This window comes from Mesorhizobium zhangyense, assembly GCF_011045115.1.
Taxonomy (GTDB): domain Bacteria; phylum Pseudomonadota; class Alphaproteobacteria; order Rhizobiales; family Rhizobiaceae; genus Mesorhizobium_M; species Mesorhizobium_M zhangyense.
Map to the genome: position 1 here is coordinate 140773 of NZ_JAAKZG010000013.1, position 23656 is coordinate 164428.

Here is a 23656-nt window from a genome sequence, read left to right on the forward strand (position 1 = left end):
CAATTGCTGGCGAGGGTCAGGCCGACGCCAGATACCCCGGCAAATCTGCGATCGAATCCAGAATGACATCCGCCAGTGGCGCCAGCGTCTCGCGCGTTCCGGTGCCGCTGAGCACGCCGATGGCAAGTCCTGCGCCGCCGGCCTTGGCCATTTCGAGGTCGTGGCGGTTGTCGCCGACCATGGCGATCTCAGAGGGCTTCAAGCCGGTCAGGTCGGCGAAGGCGTGGATCGCGTCGGGGGCGGGCTTGGGGTTGGCGACGGCGTCGTAACCGTAAGCGGCATCGAACATTTGCGCCACGCCGAGCGCCAGCAGGGTTTTCTCCGCGCCGCCGGTGGAGTCGTTGGTCGCCACGCCGAGCCGGAAGCCGGAGCCATGCAGGCTGGAGATCGCGTCCTTGCTGCCCGGCAGCGGCACGGAGGCTGCCGCACCTTCTTCCGCGGTGAAGGTGTCGAAGCCGACCGTCATCGCCTGGCGTTCTTCAACGCCGATTTCCGGATACCACAGCGCCACGATGTCGGCATTGGTGCCTGCGGCAAAGACCGAGTCGGCCCTAAAACACTTCCGGTCGAAATCGTAGCCGGCTTCAGCCATCAGCGCATCCGCTCTAACGCGGTCGCCGTCGGCCGCTTTCAGCGCCATGCGATCGCCGATGGCGAACCATGTTTTCTGGAAGTCGATCAGTGTCCCGTCCTTATCGAACAGGATGCCTTTGATGCCGTTCAAGATAATCTACCCCGCTGCCCTTAGCTGGTGGATATGACGCACCAGACCGGCGGTCGAGGCGTCGTTGCGCGCGGCATCTTCCGTTCCTTCAACGACAGGCAGAAGACCAGTCGCCAGTTCCTTGCCGAGTTCGACACCCCACTGGTCGAAGGAATTGATGCCGTAGAGCACCCCTTCCACGAAAACACGATGTTCGTAAAGTGCGATCAGCCGCCCCAGCATATGCGGGTCGAGTTTGCGATAGAGAAGTGTCACCGACGGCCGGTTGCCCGGGAACACGCGGTGAGGCGCGACGCGGTCGACCTCCTCCACCGGCATGCCTTTGGTCAGCATCTGCCGGCGTGCTTCCTCCAGCGTGCGGCCCTTCATCAAGGCTTCGGACTGCGCCAGGCAATTGGCAAGCAGAAGGTCGTGATGGTGGCGAAGCTCCGGCTCATGCCCTTCGGCCGCCGCGAGGAACTCGACCGGGATGATGTCCGTGCCCTGGTGCAGAAGCTGGAAGAAGGCGTGCTGGCCGTTGGTGCCGGGTTCGCCCCACACCAGCGGGCCGGTCGGCGTCGTCACGCGCAAGCCGTTGACGGTGACCTGCTTGCCGTTCGATTCCATGTCGAGCTGCTGCAGATAGGCCGGCAGCCGCGACAGACGCTGGTCGTAGGGGATGACCGCGCGCGCCGGATAGCCGCAGACCACGCGGTGGAAATAGCCGATCAGCCCCATCACCACCGGGATATTCTTCAACAGCGGCGCTGTCTTGAAATGCTGGTCCATTTCATGCGCGCCGGCGAGGAAATCGCGAAAATTCTTCGGCCCAACTGCGATCATGATCGGCAGGCCGATTGCCGACCACAGCGAATAGCGTCCGCCGACCCAGTCCCAGAAGCCGAACACCCGCTCCGGCGCGATGCCGAAGCTTGCTACCTTGTCGAGCGCGGTCGAGACGGCGGCGAAATGCTTCGACACGGCTTCCTTGCCCAGCGCCTTTTCCACCCATTTGCGGGCAGTCTCGGCGTTGGTCATCGTCTCGATGGTGGTGAAGGTCTTGGAAGCGATGATGAACAGCGTCGTTTCGGGCTCAAGACCCTTCAGCGTGTCATGGATGTGCGCGCCGTCGACATTGGAGACGTAATGCGCGCGCGGCCCGTCATGGTAGGGTGCCAGCGCCAGCGTCGCCATCGCCGGGCCGAGGTCGGAGCCGCCGATGCCGATATTGACGATGTCGGTGATCTTCTTGCCCGTCGCGCCCGGTGCAGCACCGGACCGCACGGCGTCGGCGAAGGCGGCCATCGCATCCAGTACCGCCCGCACGTCGCCCATCACATCCTTGCCATCCAGTAGCACCGTGTCGCCGGGGCCGTCGCGCAGGGCCGTATGCAGCACGGCGCGCCCTTCCGTGACGTTGATTTTCTTGCCCGAGAACATGCCATCCCGGCGCTCCGGCAGCCGGGCCGCGTGCGCCAGCTTGTCCAGCAGTGCCATGGTGTCAGCCGTGACGGCGCATTTGGACCAGTCCAACAAAAGGTCGCCATCAGTCAGCGAGAACTTGGCGAAACGCTGGGGATCGGCCTTGAAGGCCTCGCGCATGTTTTTCGGCGTGTCGGCCTGATCGTCGCGAAGCGCCGTCAGCGCGGAGTGAAGGGGGGCGTCGGTCACGGCCATTCTCCAAAATTTCTCTGCAGCAATGATTTCAGTTCACCTTATCAGACCACTCAGATCATGGAGAGAGTTTGACGCTCGTGTGGATGAAAATTTCAATCGATTTGAGTTTTCTGGCCCACGCTGGCGCGGAGTCGGGCCGTCAAGGGATAGATCACTGGCATAAATCCTTACGATTAGAAAAATTCATTGGCGCAACCGGTTGGACCACAGATACGCTCCAATGGTCCAAAAAGAGAAAAATACTGCGCCTGTTTAAGGAAACGCTCATGCCACAGAGAAACGATTCGGCCATATGGTCGGGGCTGTTCCGTATTTCGGCGGAGTCGGGCCAGACCCTTCAGGCCCAGATTCGCCAAGCGATTGTCGCCGCCATTCTCGACCGCCAGATCGCCGCTTCCATGCCGTTGCCGTCCTGCCGCATCCTGGCCGAAAAGCTCGGCGTCGCGCGAGGCACCGTGGTTTTGGCCTTCCAGCAGCTTGTCGACCAGGGCTTTCTCGTCGCGCGCGAGCGGCGTGGCCACTTCGTCAATCCGGAAGTGCTGGCAACGCCGGCCAAGCCGCAGCAGAAGTCTATCGACCAGGCCAATGAGATCGACTGGAAGTCGCGCCGGCAGATCGCCGCAAGCGATATGCCGCGCCCGGCCAAGCAGGAAAACTGGATCAAGTCTTCCTACCCCTTCGTCTACGGTCAGTTCGATCCGGCGCTGTTTCCGACTGCCGAATGGCGCGAATGCAACCGCATGGCGCTGGCCGTTCTCGAAATCCGCAACTGGGCAGCCGACATGGTCGATCGCGACGACCCGCTGCTGATCGAGCAGATCCAGGCGCGTCTGCTGCCGCGGCGCGGCATCTTCGCCAATCCGGACGAGATCATCGTCACGCTCGGTGCACAGCACGCGCTCTATATGCTGGCGACGCTTCTTATGACCAAGGGCAGCAAGGTCGCCATGGAAGACCCGGGCTATCCCGACGCGCGCTCGATCTTCCGGCTCGCCGGTGCCGACATCCATCCGACCCCGGTGGACCAGTCGGGCATCGTCACTTCCTCGATCCCGAACGATGCCGGCTTCGTCTTCGTGACCCCGAGCCATCATTGCCCGACCATGGTGCCGCTCAGCGCCGAGCGCCGGCAGGATCTTCTGGCGCGCGCCAGCCGTCACAACCAGATCATCATCGAGGACGGCTATGACAGCCAGTTGCTCGATGAAGCGCCGCAGCAGGCGTTGAAGAGCATCGACCGTTCGGGCCGCGTCATCTATGTCGGCTCCATGTCGAAGACCTTGGCGCCAGGCCTGCGGCTCGGCTACATCGTCGCCTCGGCCGATCTTATCTCCGAACTCAGGGCGCTGCGCCGCTTCATGCTGCGCCACCCGCCGGCAAACAACCAGCGCGCCGTGGCTTTGTTCCTGTCGCTCGGCCATCACGAGGCGCTGGTGCGCCGCCTGTCGTCGGCCTTTGACGAACGGCGCAAGCGTCTGGTCCAGGCGATCTCGGCCTTCCTGCCGGAATGGCGCTCGACGGATTCGGCTGGCGGCACATCGTTGTGGCTGGAAGGGCCGCGCGGCACGGATTCGCGCGGGCTTTCAGAAGCGGCCGCAGCGCGCAGCGTCATTATAGAACCGGGCGACCGTTTCTTCGACCAGGCCGACAAGCCGTCGCGCTTCATGCGGCTTGGCATTTCGTCGATCGCGCTCCAGCACATCGAGCCTGGTATCCGCGAACTGGCAACGGCAGCCGGACGTAGGCCAGCCGCGGCCTAACCGTAGCCCTCCCAAGCTGCGATGACCTCGCCTGCGCATTCCGACGGATGCGCAGGCGCTTCATCGAATCCAGCCTGAACAAGCCGCATTCTGTGGCCCATCTGGCGGAAATCCGTGGCCCATACGCACGCCGTTTGGCCGCTGCATAGTCTTGCAATCAAGGGGAACGAAGCAGCGTGACCGAAGGCACATTCGGCGCGGGGATGCTTCCAAAATACGGTGGAGGTTTCGATGTCGACCGCCCTGGAACAGCATGACCATACGGCAGCAGATCAACGTTCCCGCCGTTCCGGCGGCCGGGAAGCGCGGCGCGCCATGCGTGCAGCCCCCTTGGCGGACGACGTCCGCCCCATTCGTCCCGGGCTGGAAGGCGGCAGGTACAAGCCGTTGGGCCAGAACGATCTCGAAAGAATCCACGAGGCGGTCCTGACCCTTCTGGAAACTGTCGGTTTCGCCAATGCAATTCCAAGCTGTATCGAGGCGCTGACCCGCGTCGGCGCAAGCTACAGTGCCGACGGCCGCATCCGCTTTCCCCGTGAATTGGTCATGTCGACCGTCAGGACCGCCGCGCGCAACTTCACGCTGCACGGCCAGGATCCCAGGCACGACATGGTGATTCAGGGCAAGCGCGTCCATTACGGCACGGCGGGGGCCGCCGTGCATCTGGTCGACGTCGAAAAGCGCGAATACCGCGAATCGCTGTTGCAGGACATCTATGACGCCGCCCGCATCGTCGACGGGCTCGACAACATCCATTTCTTCCAGCGGCCGATGGTGCCACGCGACATCCCAGATCCCGCCGATATGGACTTCAACACGCTCTATGCCTGCGTCATGGGCACGTCGAAGCATGTCGGCACCAGCTTCACCGTGCGCGAGAACGTAGCACCCGCCTTGGAGATGCTCTACGCGATTGCCGGCGGCGAGGAGAATTTCCGCGCCCGGCCGTTCGTCTCCAACTCCAACTGCTTCGTCGTGCCGCCGATGAAATTCGCGGAGGACGCCTGCGGCGTGCTTGAAGCCTGCGTGGAGGGTGGCATTCCCATCCTGCTGCTTTCGGCGGGGCAGGCGGGCGCTACTGCACCGGCGGCAATCGCGGGCGCGGTGGTTCAGGCCGTTGCCGAGGTGCTGGCCGGTCTCGTTTACGTCAACGCGCTGAAACCCGGTCATCCGGCGATCTTCGGCACCTGGCCATTCGTGTCGGACCTGCGCACCGGCGCGATGTCGGGCGGCTCGGCCGAGCAGGCGCTGCTGACGGCGGCCTGCGCGCAGATGGCGCAATTCTACGACCTGCCGGGCGGCTCGGCTGCCGGCATGGCCGATTCCAAGCTGCCCGATATCCAGTCCGGCTACGAAAAGGGCATCACCAATGTCATGGCCGGGCTGTCGGGGCTCAATCTCGTCTATGAGTCAGCCGGTATGCACGCCTCGCTTCTCGGTTTCTGCCTGGAAAGCCTGATCATCGACAACGACATGCTCGGCCATTGCCAGCGCTGCGTGCGCGGCATCGAGGTCACCGACGAGGCGCTGTCGATTGATACGATCACGGAAGTCTGCATGAACGGGCCAGGCCATTATCTCGGCAACGAGCAGACGTTGAGGCTGATGCAGACCGAATATTTCTATCCTGCAATCGGCGATCGCTTCAGTCCAAAGGAATGGAACGAGAAGGGTCGGCCCGACATTTTGCAGCGCGCGATCGTTGAAAAGAAAAAGATACTGGCCGAGCGCTTCCCGCGCCACGTTCCCAAGAATATCGATGATCGCCTGCGCGCACGTTTTGAAAATATCCTCCTGCCGCGCAGCGGCATGGGCGGTTAAGTGCGGAATCACCACAGTTGATTGATGGCGGCGTTGCCTCTAAGGAGTTGCCCGTCATCAAGTGGAATCAAGATATGAATGAACGTGTAGCGCTCATTACTGGAGTGACCGGCCAGGATGGAGCCTATCTCGCCGAGTTGTTGCTGAAGAAGGGATATGTGGTCCACGGCATGAAGCGCCGGGCCTCGTCCTTCAATTCGGAGCGCGTCAACCATCTCTATGAAGATCCGCACAACACCGATGTGAAATTCCATCTTCACTATGGCGATATGACGGATTCGACGAACCTCATTCGCCTGATCCAGGAGACGCAGCCGACCGAGATCTACAATCTGGCCGCGCAAAGCCATGTGCAGGTGAGCTTCGAAACGCCGGAATATACGGCGAACGCTGATGGCATCGGCACGCTGCGCATCCTCGAAGCCATCCGTATCCTCGGCATGGAAAAGCGCGCGCGTTTCTATCAGGCTTCGACCTCGGAGCTTTACGGGCTTGTCCAGGAAACGCCGCAGCGCGAAACCACGCCGTTCTATCCGCGCAGCCCCTATGCCGCAGCCAAGCTGTATGGCTACTGGATTACGGTGAACTACCGCGAAGCTTATGGCATGCATGCCTCGAACGGCATCCTGTTCAACCATGAAGGGCCGACACGCGGCGAGACCTTCGTGACCCGCAAGATCACGCGCGCCGTCGCTGCCATCCATCACGGCATGCAGAACAAGCTTTATCTCGGCAATCTCGACGCCAAGCGCGATTGGGGCCACGCCCGCGACTATGTCGAAGGCATGTGGCGCATCCTGCAGCAGGAAGTTGCGGACGATTATGTGCTTGCCACCGGCGAAACGCATACCGTGCGTGAATTCGTCGACCTGGCATTCGGCGAAGTCGATCGTCGCATCGAATGGACGGGGTCCGGCGTCGATGAAAAGGGCGTATGCGCCAAGAGCGGAGAGATACTGGTCGAGATCGACAAGCGCTATTTCCGTCCGACCGAAGTCGATTTGCTGCTCGGCGATCCGAGCAAGGCACGCGAAAAGCTGGGCTGGGCGAGCTCGACGCCGTTCAAGGACCTGGTCAGCGAAATGGTCCAGAGCGATTTGCGCGTCGTGTCGCGGGAAGCGTGGCGCAATGATCGTTGAGTTTGGCTGCGAACCCGGCTGCACATCGAATTTGATCGACGCAGCCGGTTCCTGTTAGTCGAAGGAATGTCCACCCAGTTTCCGTTACTTGATCGAGTGTGATCGACGGCGTCTAGCCGCCCGATACACAGAAGGATGCCGAGGTCCGAGTATGTCCAAGACGCCTTCCGAGATTTTTGGAAGCGTGCACTACCAGAGGCACAATGCGCGTCGCCTGGAGCATCTCGCACGCCTGTCGTTGCCTATAGAGAAGTCGGACGTCCTCGAATTGGGTTCGGGGCCTGGCGACCATACGACTTTCTTTCTGGATCGAGGCTGCAGCGTAACCGCGATCGATGCGCGTCAGGAAAATCTTGATCTTCTCAATCAGCGCCTGAACCCGAAGGGCGCAGGCAAAGTATCGACGGTTCTTGGAGACCTCGAGCGTCCGGGTGACGTAGACGTGAAGCCGCATTCGATCGTCTATTGTTACGGGCTGCTCTATCACCTTGGCGATCCGGAAACCGCGTTGAACTGGATGGCATCGCGCTGCGAAAAGATGCTTCTGCTTGAAACCTGTGTTTCCTTCGGGTCCGAAGACAAGCTTGTGGCGGTGGCAGAAAAGAAAGAAATGGCCTCGCAGTCGTTCAGCGGCACAGGCACGCGTCCGACGCGGGCCTGGCTGCATAATCGCCTGAACAAACTGTTCTCGCACGTCTATGTCCCGGTCTTTCAGCCCTACCACGAAGAATTCCCGACGGACTGGACGCGCAAGGATGCGTGGGGCTCCCATGCGCGCGCGATTTTCGTGGCGTCGAGGCAGGCTATCAGCAACCCACTGCTTCTCGATTTCCTTCCTCCCCGTCAGACGCGCGGATGAGCGGGCCTATGAATATGCCAGCCACGCGTCGGCTACTGATTATCGACCCGATTTTTCGCGGCAGCCGCCTCTATTACAGTGCGATGGCGGCTGCAGGTGCATTTGCGCAAGGCTGGGAAGTGCACATCCTTACGCGCGAGGAAGCAGAAACCGAGCATTACTTCGAACTCTTCGAAGGCACGCCCGTCACCTTGCATCGCAAGGTGCCATTGCCTGCCGGATTTTGGTACGGAAAGATCGGTGGCGAGGCCGTCGAAGCACTGATCGGCGCGTTGGTTTCGCTGCACAAGGAGTTCCAGTTCGAGCGCATTCTGGCAGCGGGCATCAACGAACTGAATCGCGAGTTCACCGATGCGTGCGTTGCTCACAGAAATGAACTCAGGGCCACGCTCGGGCGCACACCTCTGGTGGCGATAGAATACGATGCCCGCTACCTGCTTCGCGGCTTGCAGGCGCCGCGACCACGCAATCCGATCGAGCGCCTGCGGCGCGAATTCCGGGTCTGGTTCCGTCGCGAAAGGCAGCGTCAAAATCTGCGTTCCCTGCGACGTGCGATACCGGGACTACGCGTTGCCATTCTCGATGAAAGGGCGTTCGACCGGACGCTGGCAACGCGAATCGGGCGTTCGTTCCTCGTCCAGCTTCCGGATCCGCCGCCGCGCTATGTCGGTCCGGCTCCTTTGGCGCCGGACGCGAGCGAAGTTCACGACAAGACCAGGGTTCTTCTCGTCGGCCTGCAATCGAAGCGCAAGGGCATCGAGGACTTTACGCGGCTTCTTCAGGCGCGCCCGAACCTCAAGGAACGCTTCCAGTTCGTGCTATGTGGTTCGCTCGTCGCCGAAAGCGAACCACTGCGGCCGAAACTGGTGGCCGCCCGCAAGGCCGGGCTCCTGGAATGGGTGGATGAATATCTGCCTGAAGTCGAGATTCAGCGCCGCTACAGCGAAACGGACTATGTCCTGCTTCCCTATGCGCGCGACTTCGAAAGCTCGAGCGGTGTCATGGCAAACGCGGCAAGGTCCGGCAAGCCGATCGTAGCGACCGATCACGGCTGCGTCGGCTACCGGGTTCAGCGGTTTGGAATGGGTTTCGTCTATCCATCGGCAAATATTGCTAAAATGGCGGAAGTCCTTTTTTCCTTGCCGCGCCCCTCGGAACCAGAGTATCAGGGCCTTTCCACCAACTGTATTAACTACGCTCGGAACAATTCGGTCGACGAGTTCCAACGAATTTTGTTGAGCGCGTGAGAATATTGCGGAACTATGACAGAACAAAATACTCCACTCATCGCGCTTCTTGACACTTCTGTCTGTACAAAAAATCTGGGTGACCAGATTATTATGGATGCAGTCAATACTCAGTTGAGGCGAATCTATCCGCGCAGCTTTTTCTGCTCTTTGCCAACGCACGATTATTTGTCGAGCGAAAGCTTCAAGATCCTCGAGCAGAGTCCGTTCGCGATTGTCGGCGGCACAAATCTGCTTACTGCAGATATGTGGAAATATAATCAGTGGAAAGTAAGCTACAAAGACTACTTCAGATTGAAGAACGTCATTTTGATGGGCGTGGGTTGGTGGCAGTACCAGAAGGAGCCGACCTTCTATACTCGTACTCTTCTCAAGCGTTTTTTGCATGGAAACATGCTGCATTCGGTCAGAGACGGATATACCCAGCGCAAGCTGCAGGAGATGGGGCTTCCCAACGTCGTCAACACCGGGTGCATGACCCTGTGGGATCTCGATGCCGAGCACACGAGCCAGATTCCGCAGCGCAAGGCGGAGAACGTCATCTTCACCCTGACCGACTACAAGCCGTATCCTGAAAAGGATAAGTATCTTTTCAACATTCTGGCGAAGCAATACAGCAAGGTGTATCTCTGGCTGCAGGGATCGCGCGACCTGGAATACTCCAAGTCCATCTGCGGCACGCGTGCCGAGATCGTCGATCCGACACTGAAGGCTTTCGACGAGGTGTTGTCGTCGAACCTTGACCTTGAATATGTAGGCACGCGCTTGCATGCGGGAATACGCGCACTGCAGCACAAGCGCCGCACCATGATCGTCTCGGTGGACAACAGGGCTACGGAAATGGGTCGTGACTTCAACCTGCCCGTTATCGAGCGCAAGGATGTCGGAAATCTGAAGACCTTGCTCGCCGAGGACCGAGCTACGGTAGTCAACCGGCCGGTCGAGGCGATCGAGGCCTGGAAGCGACAATTCTCTCAGCCAAATGGCTCTGCTCTTTAAGGCTGGTCACCATGAGAGTGCTATCCATCGGATCGAGCGACAAGGCAGGCGGCGCAGCAATCGCTGCTTACCGGCTGAATGCCGAGCTGGTTTCCCAGTTTCGCACCCGCCTGATCAGTGCGGTTGCACGGAAGGTCACCAACGAAAAGGACGTCATAGATATCGGCCGCGAGGGCAGCCCTTATGCTCGGCGCCTACGCCAGCTGACTGGGGCGTTTCAGAAATGGAGCGGCTGGCAATATCGGTTCCTTCCTGTGCAGCGGCAGCGAATCCTTGCCACGGCACGAAGATTTGAGCCTGATGTCATCAACCTTCACAATCTGCATGGCGGGACGCTGGACGGTTTTTTCCAGACCGACCTGATAGTGGATCTTTCTCAAATAGCGCCTGTTGTCTGGACACTTCACGATATGTGGGCGCTGACGGGCCATTGCGCCTATTCGATGGGATGCGATCTTTGGCGAGACGGCTGCGGCCCTTGCCCGCATATGAATTTCTATCCTCCCATAAAGAAGGATCAATCGGCCGGCCTGTGGCGGTGGAAGCGCAGCATCTACGCACACAGCGATCTTACCGTCGTTACGCCGTCGAAGTGGCTTGGGCAGCTCTGCCACGATACCAAGCTGGTCGTGCCCGAAAATATCAGGACGATTCCGAATGGCATTGATCTTGATCTGTTCTCTCCCGGCAGCAAGAAGGCAGCACGCCAGTCGCTCAGGATTGCAGAAGACGCAAAAGTGCTTGTGTTTGCGGCCGAACGGGTCGGCGGCAATGCGCGAAAGGGCGGCAAGGCCCTGGAGGTTACTCTTCGCAGGCTGAACGAAGTGGCGACCTCCAGAATTGATGTGCTGCTGGTGGGAGAGGGTGAGCTTCCCTGGATTCGCGAACTGACGAATATCAAGTCACGGCGTATGGGGTATATCTCCAAGGAACATGAGCTAGTTAAGATATTCCGTGCGGCCGATCTCTTTCTTTTTCCGACGGAAGCGGATAATTTACCCAATACGTTGGTGGAGGCGATCGCCTGCGGCTTACCGGCTGCGACGTTCGATGTAGGGGGTTGCGGAGAAGTCATAAAAGACGGAACCAGCGGATTGCTTGGCTCCGTCGAAAGTCCGGACAAGTTAGCTGATCGAATTTGGCACTATCTAGACAATCCCGAGTCATTGGCTCGGCTGTCAGCTTCCTCTCGGGAATATGCGCTTAATTTTAATGTCAAGCTGATGGCCAGACGCTACATGGATCTTTTTGTTGAAGTTAGTAATCGGCGGGCGAGAACAAAACAGGGCGCATTGTTAAGCGCGTAGAGCTGCCAGTATCAAGATGTCCGAGTATGAACGACTTGTTCGTTATTATGGCGAAAACGCCGAAGACTGTTTGCTTTGGCATCTCTTCGAGGACAGGTCGACTGGATTCTATGTAGACGTCGGCGCCTTTGATGGCGTCTATTTGAGCAATACATTCTCATTCGAGCAGCAGGGATGGCGCGGAATTTGCGTCGAGCCCCATCCGGAATACTCCAGGATTTGCGAGAAAAATCGCCCTCTCGCGCGCACGCTCCAGTTGGCTTGCGTCGACGATGAGAACTTGCGCGAGGTTCCCTTTTATACCGAAGAGATTGGCGTCTATTCCCGGCTGGAACTGGAAGAGGGGGACGTCAAGCAACTCAAGGCGTCCTATAAGAAGCACGATCTCAAGGTTGAGGGTTTTGACAGAACCGTAGTCGCTGCCCGGACGCTTTCCAGCATCATTAGCGAGTATGCGCCGAAAGAAGTGATCGACTTCATCTCCATTGATGTGGAGGGCGGTGAAATACGCGTTCTGAACGGTCTGGGGCTGGACAAGATCCGGCCGCGGGCGCTGGTCATTGAAGCCAACAACGCCGAGCAGGCGGAGCACCTTGACTCCTATATGGACAGTTTCGGCTACAAACTCGGTCGAAAAATAGCCCAGAACCGCATCTTCGTCGCGGCCGAGGAAGACGCCAAGAAACTTCAGTCGTATCAAATGCAGTGTTTCGTAGAGAAGCAGACGCATCCGAAAGGCGCGCAATATTCGTTTCCCGGCATCGTTCGTGGAAAGATAATCGACGAGATAAGAGACCAGAAGCTGCATAAGGCTTTTCTTGATATCGGCCGTATTCGCGCGAAAGCGGACGTCAAGGAAAAGGAAGCAACGCATCTCACCGGAACACTGGCTGCCGCACGCGAGCGCGCCGCAGCAGTTGAAAAGGCGTTAAAAGAAACGCGCAAGGAAAACGTGGCGTCCGAGAGGGCGCTGAAAGTGCTCCGCGCGCGAGCGACCGAACTGGAAGAAATTCTGAAGAAGGTCAGGGCTCAGCGCACCACGGCTCAACGCACATCGGAACTCCTGCGCCAACGTGGCACTGATCTTACCCGGGCGCTGGAAAGAGCCCGGCAGCACACCACGCTGCTTGATCAGAAAGATGCCGAGATTGGGCAGAAGAACATCGAGATTGCACGCAAGAGCGCGGAGGCGAAGCGGTATCGCGTTCGGCAGCGCCAGCTTGATCTTGAATTGGCGAGGGCGCGCGCCACTGCAGCCTTGCTGGTCAAAAGGGACGCCGAGATAGAGCGCCGACGTTACCGGCAACAGGAACTCGATGCCCGCGTTCATCAGCTTCAAAATTCATTTCGTGCAATTCTTGGTTCTTTGTGGCGCCGCATGACCCGCGGAACGCCGAAGGGCGGCGGAGATGGCTGACCGTCAATCCGGTCCCATCGCACACGATCGAACAAAAAGCGCTTCAATGTCCGTAGCCGTCGTCAACGCCATCCGGGGGCAGGGCGGCGCAGCACTTGCTGCCCAGCGTTTGCACGCGTCGCTGGGACAGGCAGGCCTGGACGCACGCTTTGTTTGTCTTGATGGATATCAAGCCGGTGATCTGCATCCGCAGCCTTCCGCCAATCCGCTTGAGGCCGCCAGGCGTCTGGCGCTTCGCGCGGTTCGCTCGGCGCAGGCAAGAGCGGGTACGGCCCTGCGCCCGAAATTGGCCGAGACATTCGAACTCCAGCCGATCATACCGCAGAAAGCGGCTCGGCTCTCAATTCCGTCCTGCGATATCGTGAACCTGCATTGGGTATCGATTTTTCTGACTCCCGAAACCATTGCCTGGATCGCCGACACGCGCGCCCCGATCGTCTGGACGCTTCACGACATGGTGCCGTTTACCGGAGGCTGCCACTACGACAATGGGTGCGGACGTTTTGAGGAGGCTTGTGGCCAATGTCCGCAGCTTTTCAGACCGGGACCAAACGACCTTTCGCGTCGAAATTTCGAGCGGAAACGCCGCGCATATTCCAGTATCCCTGCCGATCGCCTGACCATCGTCGCGCCAAGCCGATGGATGGCCGAACAATGCACGAAGAGCGCATTGCTTGGCGAGCGGCGGATCGAGGTGATACCCAACTCTGTCGACCTGCAAACATTCTCGCCGCGACCGAAAGACGAGGCCCGCCACAGTTTGGGGTTGCCTGTGGACCGGCCTATTGTGCTGTTGGTGTCTGCCAATCTTTCGAACGGAAGAAAGGGGGGCCAGTTCGTGGCGCAGATCATGGAGCGCATCCGCGCTGGTCTGCCGGGCGCTCTTCTTGTCACCGTGGGCGGTGGCAAGCTTCCTTCAGCGGTAGAACACCGGTCCCTTGGAACCATTCGCGACGATCGGGAAATGGCTGCGGCCTATGCCGCGGCGGACATAACCATTCTCCCTTCGCTTCAAGACAATCTGCCCAATACAATGCTCGAATCCATGGCTTGCGGCACGCCGGTCGTGGGCTTCAACACGGGTGGAGTGCCCGACTTCGTCCTGCCTGGTCAAACTGGCGCGCTGGCTTCTGCCGGAGATGCCGGGGCTTTCGGCGAAGTCGCTCTGCGGATATTGAAATCGGACAGGACCGGAATGGCGCAGAATGCCCGCAGGCTGATAGAACGGGAGTGTGCTTTCGACGTTCAGGCGCAGCGCTACAAGGCGTTGTTTGGCGAACTCGCTGGCCGCAATAGGCTTTAGGAAAAGCCTGATCGGAAGAGGTATCTTCCGAGGATGATCTCGATGAAAGGTTTCAACTTGGCTCAACTCGTTGGGAATGAAATGCCGGTGGAAGAAAAATTCGCACGCGGGTTCCGCCCGAAGGACTGGGTGTCTGATCATCAAGGCTTCATGCCGGACACTGCCACGATATTCGATGTCGGCGCCAATGTCGGACAGACGACCGCGGTGCTGCTGGAAGCGTTTCCCGGCGCGCAGATCCATGCCTTTGAGCCGTTTCCGGCATCCGCGGCAAAGCTCAAGGCCCGTTTTCGAAACCAGCCGAGGGTAACCTGCGTCGAAGCGGCTGCCGATGCGGTGAACGGAACCAAGACGATGCATGTGCACGCTGAATTGAGCGTCACCAACTCGCTGCTTCCGTTTCACGAAGACTCGGGCAAATACATGCCGCAATCCGCGCCTTCGACCGAGTGCTCGGTCAAAGCGGTTTCGCTTGATGCCTATTGTGCTTCGGAAGGCATCGCCGGCATCGACCTGTTGAAGATCGATACACAAGGGTTCGAACGCCAGGTTCTTGAGGGAACCCAAGGCCTTTTGTCGCGAAATGCCGTCGCATCCGTTTATTGCGAGATGATTTTTGTGCCCGTCTATGAGGGGCAGGCGACCTTCTATGACGTCGCCGGCTATCTCGGCGGCTTCGGCTATGCGCTGTATGACTTCTACGACTTCGTCTACGATGCGTCGGGTCAGCTCAAATGGGGAAATGCCGTCTTCCGCCCGGCAAAGCCGTGACCTGACGACGAAGCGGCGTCAGGTCGGTCATGAGTGGATCGCGCTACAGATATTCGGCCATGCTGGGCTTCAGCCGCCGATAAATCCAGGTTGATATGGCTCCGATGACGCATATCGCCGAGACGTAGTAGGGGATGCTGTCCATCGTGCCTGCCGTCACGGTCGATGTATCGATGGTCCAGCGGCAAAATTCGAGCAGGAAGAAAACGGGATTTCCGACCGAGATCGTATGGAATATCCCGGTGACGTGCTCCGGCTTCCAGAATATCGGCAATATCCACATGCCGAACCTTGAGATCATCCCCACGACGTTCCCGACGTCCCTTACGAAGACGTTGATCGATCCTGCCGCAAGCGCAAATAACGCAGCCACGGACAGTAGCGTCACGAAGGCAAAAGGAAATAGAAATAGCGAGTAGCCAGGGCGCCATCCCATGAACAGCGCGAGGATGAAATATATCGAAAACAGAATTATGCTGACAGTGGCTTCTGCGAGGACGACGCCAAGAAATATGCTTATCGGGCTCGCGGTCGACTGATTCAGTATCGTTTTGTATTTTATGAAAACGTTGCATCCGGAAATAAGGATGCGAATAAAACACTGCCAGGCTATGTAGCCGGTTCCCATATATATGAAATAGGATGGTCCGTTCACATTGAAGAGTGTTCTTTTGAACACGAACCATATCAGGAACAGGATGGCGATCGGCTCGAAGATCAGCCACAGAAACGACAGTGCGCGATTTGCCGTCATCGCGCGCAGCTCGCGCCGCCAGATTTCCCGTGTCAGGGATCCTTGGCCCGGCCTTGTCAGTTTGGACGCCACAAAAGCCATCGCTCAAGACACCTTCGCCACCTGGTCATTTTCGACAGACCAGGAAAGGTTGAAATCTATCTGGCCAACGCAGTTCTTCGGCGGGGACAAGACGGTAAACGGGGTGACAAGGTCGATGATGTGATGGATGTTTTTTCGGTTGTCGGATCGAATGTCACAGGTCAGGTAGTAGTGCCCGGTGACGATTGGATTCAGGAACGAGCACGCCACGTTGACTGTCCCCGGGGCCTTCCGATTCTTGAGCTTGTAGATCTGGCCGCCAAGGACGTCGCCATTGCGGGTTCTTATGGACAGGCCGATGCTTAGATCGTTGATCACCCGCTCGGTGGCCGCCGTGATCTTGATCGTATAGTGCTGCCCGGACGATAGTTGCCGCGTCGGCCGTCCCTTTTCGTCGACGATTTCCACTGCTTCTATACTGGCGCCGCCATTGTTGACGATCATGGCCGGAGGAGGCTCGCTCCTTGCCGCTTCCTTCTCGGATATGCCTTTTTTCTCGGTCTTGCCCGATGGTGCGGCCGCCTTGGGTGTGGATTTGTCCGTTGAGATAAGGTCGAGCAAATGCTGTTTGCGGGCAGCGGACGACATCATCATGGTCGCCGAATATTGCGTGATGACCTCGGATGGGGGGCCGTTCATGACGACCTTTCCTTCATCGAGCCAGACGACGCGATCGCATAAACTCGTCATCGTGGCGACGCTGTGGGACACAATAAGCGCTGCAGCCCCGCTTCCGATGAGTTCCCGCATCCGTGCGGCACTTTTCGCGGAGAACGCGGCATCGCCGACCGACAGGATTTCATCGACGATCAGTATGTCTGGATTGATGCTGGTGACGATGGCGAACGACAAGCGCGCTTTCATGCCGCTCGAGTAGAATTTGACCGGCCGATTTATATGCTGCCCGATGTCTGCAAACTCGATGATCTTCTCTTCCAGACTCTTCATGGTCTTCCGGTCGATTCCGAGAACAGCACCGTAGTAATATATGTTTTCGATGCCACTATATTCGGGATTGATTGCCGATCCCAATTCCAGCATCGCCGAAACCCGGCCTTGTATCTTCACCGTTCCCGAAGTTGGCGGAACGACCCCCGATATCATCTTGAGCAGTGTCGATTTGCCGGCGCCATTGTGGCCGATTATCCCGACGACCTCGCCACGCGAAAGCTTTAGCGAAACATCGTCGACAGCAACAAACGACCGATCCAGTATCGCCCGGCTGGGAAACAGCGCGTTTCGGAGGGCTCGACCAGGCGATTGCTTCGCTGAAAATTTCTTCGTGAGATTTTCAATTTGAAGAACTACGTCTTGCAAGGTCGATTTTCCTCATATCGCCGCCCAAACGGCGAGAGCCTGACGCCGTCGATCATGCGTCAGCACGCACTAGCATTGTTTCTGCCGAAACGGCAATTGCGTGGTGGTCGGCTTCGATTTGTCGCTTCCTCGCCTTCGGCGGAAGTCGATTTTGGGAATGAGCGAGTGGTGCCGCTTAGGTGACTCGAACACCTGACCCCATCATTACGAATGATGTGCTCTACCAACTGAGCTAAAGCGGCAACTCTTTTCACGCTGACGCGCGAAACAGTGGGCGCGTGATATCTGCATTGCGCGGCAAATTCAAGCCGCTATCGCGTAATTTGCAAATACCGTTGCACAGCGTGGTGCGCCGATGAAACCGGCGCCTGACACGCCTCGCCTCGTCGGCGAACACGGTCTGTGAACTTCATATACGCCGGGCCAGCGAGCGCCTACGCTGCCAGGCGCAGTTTAGCCGCCGCATATTCGTTGGCCAGGCGGTCGACAAGGGCGGATGCCGGGCCTACTTCACCCACCGCGCCGATACCCTGGCCGCAGCCCCAGATGTCCTTCCAGGCCTTGGACCTGTCGCCGCCGAAATTCATCGTCGAAGGGTCGGAGACGGCGAGATTGTCCGGGTCCATGCCGGCGGCGCGCACGGAACCCTTGAGGTAATTGCCATGGATGCCGGTGAAGAGATTCGAATAGATAATGTCGGCAGCCTTCGATTCGACGATCATCTGCTTGTAAGGATCCGCGGCGCGGGCTTCCGTCGTGGCGATGAAGGGCGAGCCGATATAAGCGAGGTCGGCGCCCATCGCCTGAGCTGCAAGCACCGCTCCGCCATTGGCGATAGCGCCGGCCAGCAGAAGCGGGCCGTCGAACCATTGCCGGATTTCCTGTATCAGGGCGAAAGGCGACAGCGTGCCGGCATGGCCACCGGCCCCCGCCGCCACCGCGATCAGTCCGTCTGCACCCTTTTCGATTGCCTTGCGGGCATGACGGTCATGGATGATATCGTGAAGGACGATGCCGCCATAGGAGTGGACCGTCTGGTTGACTTCTTCCACCGCGCCGAGCGAGGAGATGACGATCGGCACCTTGTATTTGACGCAAAGCTCAAGATCGTGCTGCAAGCGGGTGTTGGACTTGTGGACGATCTGGTTGACCGCGAAGGGAGCAGACGGCCGATCGGGATTGGCGGCATCATAGCTGGCGAGATCTTCGGTGATTTCGGCCAGCCAGTCATCGAGTTGTGATTCGGGCCGCGCGTTCAGCGCCGGAAACGAGCCGACGACGCCGGCCTTGCACTGCGCCAGCACCAGCGGCGGGTGAGAAATGATGAAAAGCGGCGACCCGACGACCGGGATACGCAGGTTTTTCTTCAAAATGTCAGGTAGCGCCACTGTTCGTGCCTCTCGCTAAAATATTGACGTTTTCGTAAACGTAATCTGTTTTAGCAGATCGATTCCAGCGGGCAATCAGCAATTCTGACAGAATTGATACAAACTTTGCGGGGAAAATCGTCGTTGCGGCCGAATTGAGGAGGCTAATTGCCCCCGCTGGCCGTTGCTTGATTACGCGGCTACGTCTAACCATCTGGTAGCACTTACTTTCATCGTGGGGAAAACGGTTTGGATGCGATCGAAAAGGCGATCCGAAACGCCTTCGAAAAAGGAGATGCCGATGATCGGGCCTTCCGCGAGAGGGTCTATCGTTCGGCATTTGCCGCCCTTGACCGCGCGCTCAAGGCAAACCCCAGCCTGACGGTGGAGGCGGCGATCAACCGCCGCAAGGCCATGCAGGCCAAGATCACCGAGATCGAATCGGAATTCCAGCCTGCCGTGCCGGCGATCGAGCCGGGGCTCGACGATGTCCGCCCCGAGCGCGGCGGCGCTTCGACGGCTTCGACGCCGGAAATTGCTGTCGACGGTCCGGCAGGTGCTGCGGTGCCGCGCGTCGACATGCCTGGCCGGGGAGAGGCGACAAGCGCCGGGCCGCTTGCCGGCGACAGGGCAACGCCCGTCGAGCCCGACCGCAACGAGGCGCGGGCGCGCAGGTTCCATATACCGTTCACCCGGATTTTCGTCACCGCAACCTTGCTTGCCGCGATCGGCATCGGCGGTTGGTGGGCCTACCAGACCGGTCTGCTGAAATCGCCGGCCGAGCGCGACACTTCGGTTCCCAACCCACCGGCGGCGACCCAGAGCGAGGATTTCATTCCGGAAAACGAAGGCGCTCCGATAAGGCCGGGACAGGCTGACGCGAACCGCAACTGGATCAGTGTCTTCTCACCCGAGGACGCCACGAAAGTGACGACGCCGGGAGATTCGAAGGCGGAAGTCATGCAGGATGCGTCGGGCAGCTTCCTGCGTATACGTTCCGGCCAGTCGGGCGCGACCGTGCTGTTCGATATCGGCCAGGGCGTGCTCGAGCAGGTCGGTGGCAAGTCGGCCACCTTCGACATCGTTGCCCGCGGCGAGGATGGCAAGGAAACCCAGATGTCGGTGGACTGCAACTTCGGCGAACTCGGCGATTGCGGACGCAAGCGCTACGCGCTCGGCCAGGAGGAGGGCGATTATCTTTTCGAGATCGATTTCGCGAAGAAGAAACCCGGCGCAGGCGGCACCATCGCCATCAATTCCGATGTTGCCGGCACGGGCAAGGCGGTGGACATCTACGCAATCAAGGTTTCGATTTCGCAGTAACTTCCGCCCCTACCTGGGGTTTGTTGAGATTCAGGTCAGGTCGTGCCGAAAATGATGGGTTTCGAGAACCGGAGCGGAGCGTACATTTGGGTACGTGAGCACCGGAAGCGCAGAAAACTGTCATTTGCAGGCCGACATCACCTGAATACCAACAAATCCTAATCCAGCAGCGCCTGCAGCGTCTCTATGCGGTCGGCCTCCGCCGTCGGCTTGTCCCAGCGCAGCCGTGAAATGCGCGGGAAGCGCATGGCGACGCCGGATTTGTGCCGTGTCGAGCGGTTCAGCCCCTCGAAGGCGACCTCCAGCACCAGCCCCTGTTTGCGGTCGGCGCGCACGGAACGCACCGGCCCGAAACGTTCGATGGTGTTGTCGCGGACATATTTGTCAATCTGGCGCAGTTCCTCGTCGGTGAAGCCGAAATAGGCCTTGCCGACCGGCACCAGTTCCTCGCCGCCTTCCGGCCCGGACCAGACGCCGAACGTGTAGTCGGAATAGAAGCTGGAACGCTTGCCGTGGCCGCGTTGCGCATACATCAGAACGGCATCGACGGTGAAAGGGTCGCGCTTCCATTTGAACCACGGGCCTTTCGGGCGCCCGGCAAGATAGGGCGAATCCCGGCGCTTCAGCATGACGCCCTCGATCACCGGATGCGGTGGGTTGCGGCGCATGTCTTCAAGCGCTGCCCAATCCGCAAACGGCGCCAGTGGCGAGAGGTCGAAGCGCGTGGGATCGAGCTTGGCCACGAAGGCTTCGAGCCGGACGCGACGCTCGATGAAGGGCAGGGCGCGCAAATCCTCCGTGCCGTCCTGCAGCAGGTCGTAGCAGCGCACGAAAACCGGATGGCTCTGCTGCATCTTGGGCGTCACGGTCTTGCGGTTCAACCGTTGCTGTAGATCGGAGAACGTGCCGGTTTCATGAACCGGATCGCCAACCAGCAGCTCGCCGTCCAGCGCGCCGTCGAAGACCATGGCCTCGACGAGATCGGGAAAGGCCGGCGAAATATCATCGCCGGTGCGCGAATAGAGTCGCCTGACGCCGCCCTCGCAAACAGCCTGCACGCGGATGCCGTCCCATTTCCATTCGGCCGCGTAGTCGGCGGGATCGAGCTTTTCGAGGTCGCCGTCACCGACCGGATTGGACAGCATGACCGGCCGGAACAGCGCCTTGGCGGTCTTTTCCGGACGCTCTGTCTTGCCTTCCAGCCATGCGAACAGTTCCGTGTAAGGCGGCGTCAGCCCGTGCCACAGCTCCTCGATTTCCGTCACGTCTACGGCGCCGAGATTGGCCAGCGCCTGCTTTGCAAGTCGCGCCGAAACGCCGATGCGCAGGCCGCCGGTCACCAGCTTGATGATGGCGTATCGCGCCGAGATGTCGGCCCGGTCGAGCAGGCGCACCAGCACTTTCGGCCCGTCCGATCGGCTCGCCGATTGCAGCGCGCCGACCACATCGGCAAGCGTCGGCTGGCTGTTGGCGGTGAGATGCGCGTCCGGCTCCGGCCACACCAGCGAGACGGTTTCGGCGAGGTCGCCGACATAGTCGTAGGAGTAGCCGAACAGCACCGGGTCCATCCGCTCGGTGATCAGCATGCGCAGCATGGCCGGCTTCACCGCCGCGATCGACAGGTCGCCGGTAAGCGCTGCTAGCGCCAGTCCGCGATCGGGGTCTTCGACGGTGCGGAAATAGTCGGTCATCATCGTCAGCTTGCCATTGCGCGACGGCGTCAGCACCAGCCGGTCGAGGAGTTCGGCGAAGCGGTTCATCGCTTAATCCCCCTCATCCTCATAACCCACCAGATGCAGCGGGCTCGCCGCAATGCCGTTGAGTTCGCACCAGCGCACCAGCGCCTCCTCGCGGCCATGCGTCACCCACACCTCGCCGGCGCCGGTCTCGGTGATCGTCTCGGTGAGTTCGTCCCAGTCCGAATGATCCGAGATGATCAGCGGCAGTTCGACGCCGCGCTGCTTGGCGCGCTGACGGATGCGCATCCAGCCCGACGCGAAGCTCGAAACCGGGTCGGGAAAGCGCCGCGCCCAGCGGTCGGCGAAGGCCGAGGGCGGGCCGACGACGATGGCGCCGGCGAAATCGGTTTTCGCACCGCTGTCCACCGTTGCCGGCTGGAGATCGCCGAGCGCAATGCCCTGGCTTTCATAATAGTCGCACAGCTTTGCCAACGCGCCGTGGATGAAAATCGTCCGTTCATAGCCGGCCTCGCGCAGCAGCTTTATCACACGCTGCGCCTTGCCGAGCGCATAGGCGCCGATCATATGCGCGCGCTCGGGAAACTGTTCGGCCGACTTCAGCACCCGCGCGATTTCACCGCTATCGGGCGGATGCTTGAACACCGGCAGGCCGAAAGTCGCCTCGGTGATGAACACGTTGCAGCGGATCGGCACGAAGGGCGCGCAGGTCGAATCCGCCCGGCGCTTGTAGTCGCCGGAAGCGACGATGCGCATGCCGTCCTTTTCGACGCAGATCTGGGCAGAGCCAAGCACATGGCCTGCCGGGTGAAAGGTCACCGCGACGCCGTTGACATCGATCGTCTCGCCGAGCCTGGCTGCCTGCGTCGTGCCGGCAAAATCCGCGCCGTAGCGCAGGGCCATGATTTCGAGCGTCTCGCGCGTCGCCAGCACCGAGCGATGGCCCGAGCGAGCGTGATCCGAATGGCCATGGGTGATCAGGGCGCTTGCGACCGGCCGGACCGGGTCGATATAGAAATCGCCGGGAGGGCAATAGAGCCCTTCCGGGCGGGTGTGGAGCAGGTCGCGTGCGCGCATCCGCTCAAGATAGGGTTTTGTAGCGTCCAGAAAAGCCTGTTGAATTTTGCTCCTGACAAGCGATATAGCGCTCCACCGGCGCTTCCGCCGCAGGAATGCGCCACTTGAAACCCTTGCAAACCTCTTCCGGTGACCTGCTGGCGGACCGCCGCGCCGATTACGCCGAATTCCTGTTCGGGTCGGGTGATCACGCCGCCGCCGCCGAACTCATGCTCGGCGCGGTCGAGCGTACGCCGGCATGGGCGATGGGCTGGTTCCGGCTCGGCGAAATGCACGAGGCCGCCGGCAATCTCGCACAAGCGGCGGAAGCCTGGCGCATGGTGCTGAAACTGGAGCCGCTGGATCGTCCGGGCGCTGCGCTGAAGCTCGAACTGATCGGCGCCACTGAGGCGGCCGACGCGCCGCCCAGCGCCTTCGTCGAGGCCCTGTTCGACCAGTATGCGCCGAAATTCGACGATGCGCTGGTCAACAAGCTCGAATACCGCGTGCCGGACCTGCTGGCAGAGGCGATCCGCGCTACGCATGCCGGTCGCTTTGGTCGTGCGATCGATCTCGGCTGCGGCACCGGGCTGATGGGCGAGCGCCTGCGGGCCAACTACGATCATCTCGTCGGCTACGACATCTCGGCGGAAATGCTGCGCAAGGCGCGCGACAAGGCCGTCTATGACGAACTGGTCAAGGCCGATCTGCAGACGCTCGCCTATGACGGCGAGCCGGCCGATCTCGTCACGGCGGCGGACGTCTTCATGTATGTCGGCGCGCTCGACGGCGTTTTTAACACCGCGGCGGTGATGCTGAAATCCGAGGGGCTGTTCGCCTTCTCTGTGGAGCTTTTGCGTGGCGAGGGGGATTTTGTCCTTCAGCCATCGCGGCGTTACGCGCATTCGGACGGCTATGTGCGCGGCATGCTTGCCGCGAACGGCTTTGCGCCGCTTTCCATCGAGACCGCCGTGATCCGGCAGGACCGCCGCGAGCCGGTGGACGGGCTGATCGCGGTGGCGCGCAAGGCATAGCGCGGGTTTTCCCTCCCCCTTGAG

19 protein-coding genes and 1 tRNA gene are annotated in these 23656 nt (G+C 59.9%); 12 read left to right on the forward strand and 8 right to left on the reverse strand.

Annotation, left to right across the window (positions count from 1 at the left end):
• Window positions 1-16: 16 nt before the first annotated feature.
• On the reverse strand, window positions 17-724 hold the full coding sequence (locus G6N74_RS24130) for an HAD family hydrolase (RefSeq protein ID WP_165120559.1): 708 nt from the start codon (window positions 722-724) through the stop codon (window positions 17-19).
• A 6-nt stretch (window positions 725-730) separates the two neighbouring features.
• Complete coding sequence (gene pgi / locus G6N74_RS24135; protein WP_312857914.1) at window positions 731-2374, reverse strand: glucose-6-phosphate isomerase; 1644 nt, start codon at window positions 2372-2374, stop codon at window positions 731-733.
• 272 nt (window positions 2375-2646) lie between these two features.
• Between pgi and pdxR the strand changes: the two genes are divergently transcribed.
• From pdxR to G6N74_RS24185, 10 genes are all read left to right on the forward strand, one after another.
• Window positions 2647-4140, forward strand: coding sequence for a MocR-like pyridoxine biosynthesis transcription factor PdxR (gene pdxR, locus G6N74_RS24140; RefSeq protein WP_165120561.1), 1494 nt, complete (start codon window positions 2647-2649; stop codon window positions 4138-4140).
• A 231-nt stretch (window positions 4141-4371) separates the two neighbouring features.
• Complete coding sequence (locus tag G6N74_RS24145) at window positions 4372-5961, forward strand: trimethylamine methyltransferase family protein (protein ID WP_165120562.1); 1590 nt, start codon at window positions 4372-4374, stop codon at window positions 5959-5961.
• A 74-nt stretch (window positions 5962-6035) separates the two neighbouring features.
• Complete coding sequence (gmd, locus tag G6N74_RS24150) at window positions 6036-7100, forward strand: GDP-mannose 4,6-dehydratase (protein ID WP_165120563.1); 1065 nt, start codon at window positions 6036-6038, stop codon at window positions 7098-7100.
• 151 nt (window positions 7101-7251) lie between these two features.
• Window positions 7252-7959, forward strand: coding sequence for a class I SAM-dependent methyltransferase (locus G6N74_RS24155; protein ID WP_165120564.1), 708 nt, complete (start codon window positions 7252-7254; stop codon window positions 7957-7959).
• Between the two features lie 8 nt (window positions 7960-7967).
• Window positions 7968-9206 (forward strand): glycosyltransferase, encoded by a 1239-nt coding sequence (locus tag G6N74_RS24160; protein ID WP_165120565.1) that lies wholly within the window; start codon window positions 7968-7970, stop codon window positions 9204-9206.
• 15 nt (window positions 9207-9221) lie between these two features.
• On the forward strand, window positions 9222-10205 hold the full coding sequence (locus G6N74_RS24165) for a polysaccharide pyruvyl transferase family protein (RefSeq protein ID WP_165120566.1): 984 nt from the start codon (window positions 9222-9224) through the stop codon (window positions 10203-10205).
• A gap of 11 nt (window positions 10206-10216) precedes the next feature.
• Window positions 10217-11512, forward strand: coding sequence for a glycosyltransferase (locus G6N74_RS24170; RefSeq protein ID WP_165120567.1), 1296 nt, complete (start codon window positions 10217-10219; stop codon window positions 11510-11512).
• 16 nt (window positions 11513-11528) lie between these two features.
• Window positions 11529-12929, forward strand: coding sequence for an FkbM family methyltransferase (locus G6N74_RS24175; RefSeq protein WP_165120568.1), 1401 nt, complete (start codon window positions 11529-11531; stop codon window positions 12927-12929).
• Window positions 12922-14232, forward strand: a complete 1311-nt coding sequence (locus G6N74_RS24180) for a glycosyltransferase (RefSeq protein ID WP_165120569.1) — start codon at window positions 12922-12924, stop codon at window positions 14230-14232. The genes G6N74_RS24175 and G6N74_RS24180 overlap by 8 nt, the downstream gene beginning before the upstream one ends.
• Before the next feature lie 42 nt (window positions 14233-14274).
• The gene (locus G6N74_RS24185; protein ID WP_165120570.1) at window positions 14275-15003 is read left to right on the forward strand and encodes an FkbM family methyltransferase; all 729 of its coding nucleotides are present in this window, start codon (window positions 14275-14277) and stop codon (window positions 15001-15003) included.
• 43 nt (window positions 15004-15046) lie between these two features.
• On the opposite strand, the gene G6N74_RS24190 is transcribed toward G6N74_RS24185, so the two are convergent.
• From G6N74_RS24190 to G6N74_RS24205, 4 genes are all read right to left on the reverse strand, one after another.
• A complete protein-coding gene (locus tag G6N74_RS24190) occupies window positions 15047-15838 on the reverse strand; it encodes an ABC transporter permease (protein WP_281354033.1) in 792 nt (263 codons plus the stop codon).
• 3 nt (window positions 15839-15841) lie between these two features.
• Complete coding sequence (locus G6N74_RS24195) at window positions 15842-17155, reverse strand: ABC transporter ATP-binding protein (protein WP_165120572.1); 1314 nt, start codon at window positions 17153-17155, stop codon at window positions 15842-15844.
• A 166-nt stretch (window positions 17156-17321) separates the two neighbouring features.
• Window positions 17322-17397: transfer RNA gene (locus tag G6N74_RS24200), tRNA-Thr, on the reverse strand.
• Window positions 17398-17589: 192 nt separating this feature from the next.
• On the reverse strand, window positions 17590-18543 hold the full coding sequence (locus tag G6N74_RS24205; protein WP_165120573.1) for an NAD(P)H-dependent flavin oxidoreductase: 954 nt from the start codon (window positions 18541-18543) through the stop codon (window positions 17590-17592).
• 228 nt (window positions 18544-18771) lie between these two features.
• Here G6N74_RS24205 and G6N74_RS24210 point away from each other — a divergent pair, with 228 nt between their 5' ends.
• On the forward strand, window positions 18772-19845 hold the full coding sequence (locus G6N74_RS24210; protein ID WP_165120574.1) for a hypothetical protein: 1074 nt from the start codon (window positions 18772-18774) through the stop codon (window positions 19843-19845).
• Window positions 19846-20003: 158 nt separating this feature from the next.
• Here G6N74_RS24210 and G6N74_RS24215 read toward each other — a convergent pair whose 3' ends face one another.
• Both G6N74_RS24215 and G6N74_RS24220 read right to left on the reverse strand, forming a co-directional pair.
• Entirely contained in the window at window positions 20004-21605 is a 1602-nt protein-coding gene (locus G6N74_RS24215) for a cisplatin damage response ATP-dependent DNA ligase (protein ID WP_165120575.1), read from the reverse strand.
• Between the two features lie 3 nt (window positions 21606-21608).
• Window positions 21609-22619, reverse strand: a complete 1011-nt coding sequence (locus G6N74_RS24220) for a ligase-associated DNA damage response exonuclease (protein WP_165120576.1) — start codon at window positions 22617-22619, stop codon at window positions 21609-21611.
• A 104-nt stretch (window positions 22620-22723) separates the two neighbouring features.
• Here G6N74_RS24220 and G6N74_RS24225 point away from each other — a divergent pair, with 104 nt between their 5' ends.
• Entirely contained in the window at window positions 22724-23632 is a 909-nt protein-coding gene (locus tag G6N74_RS24225) for a class I SAM-dependent methyltransferase (protein ID WP_165120577.1), read from the forward strand.
• Window positions 23633-23656: the final 24 nt, after the last annotated feature.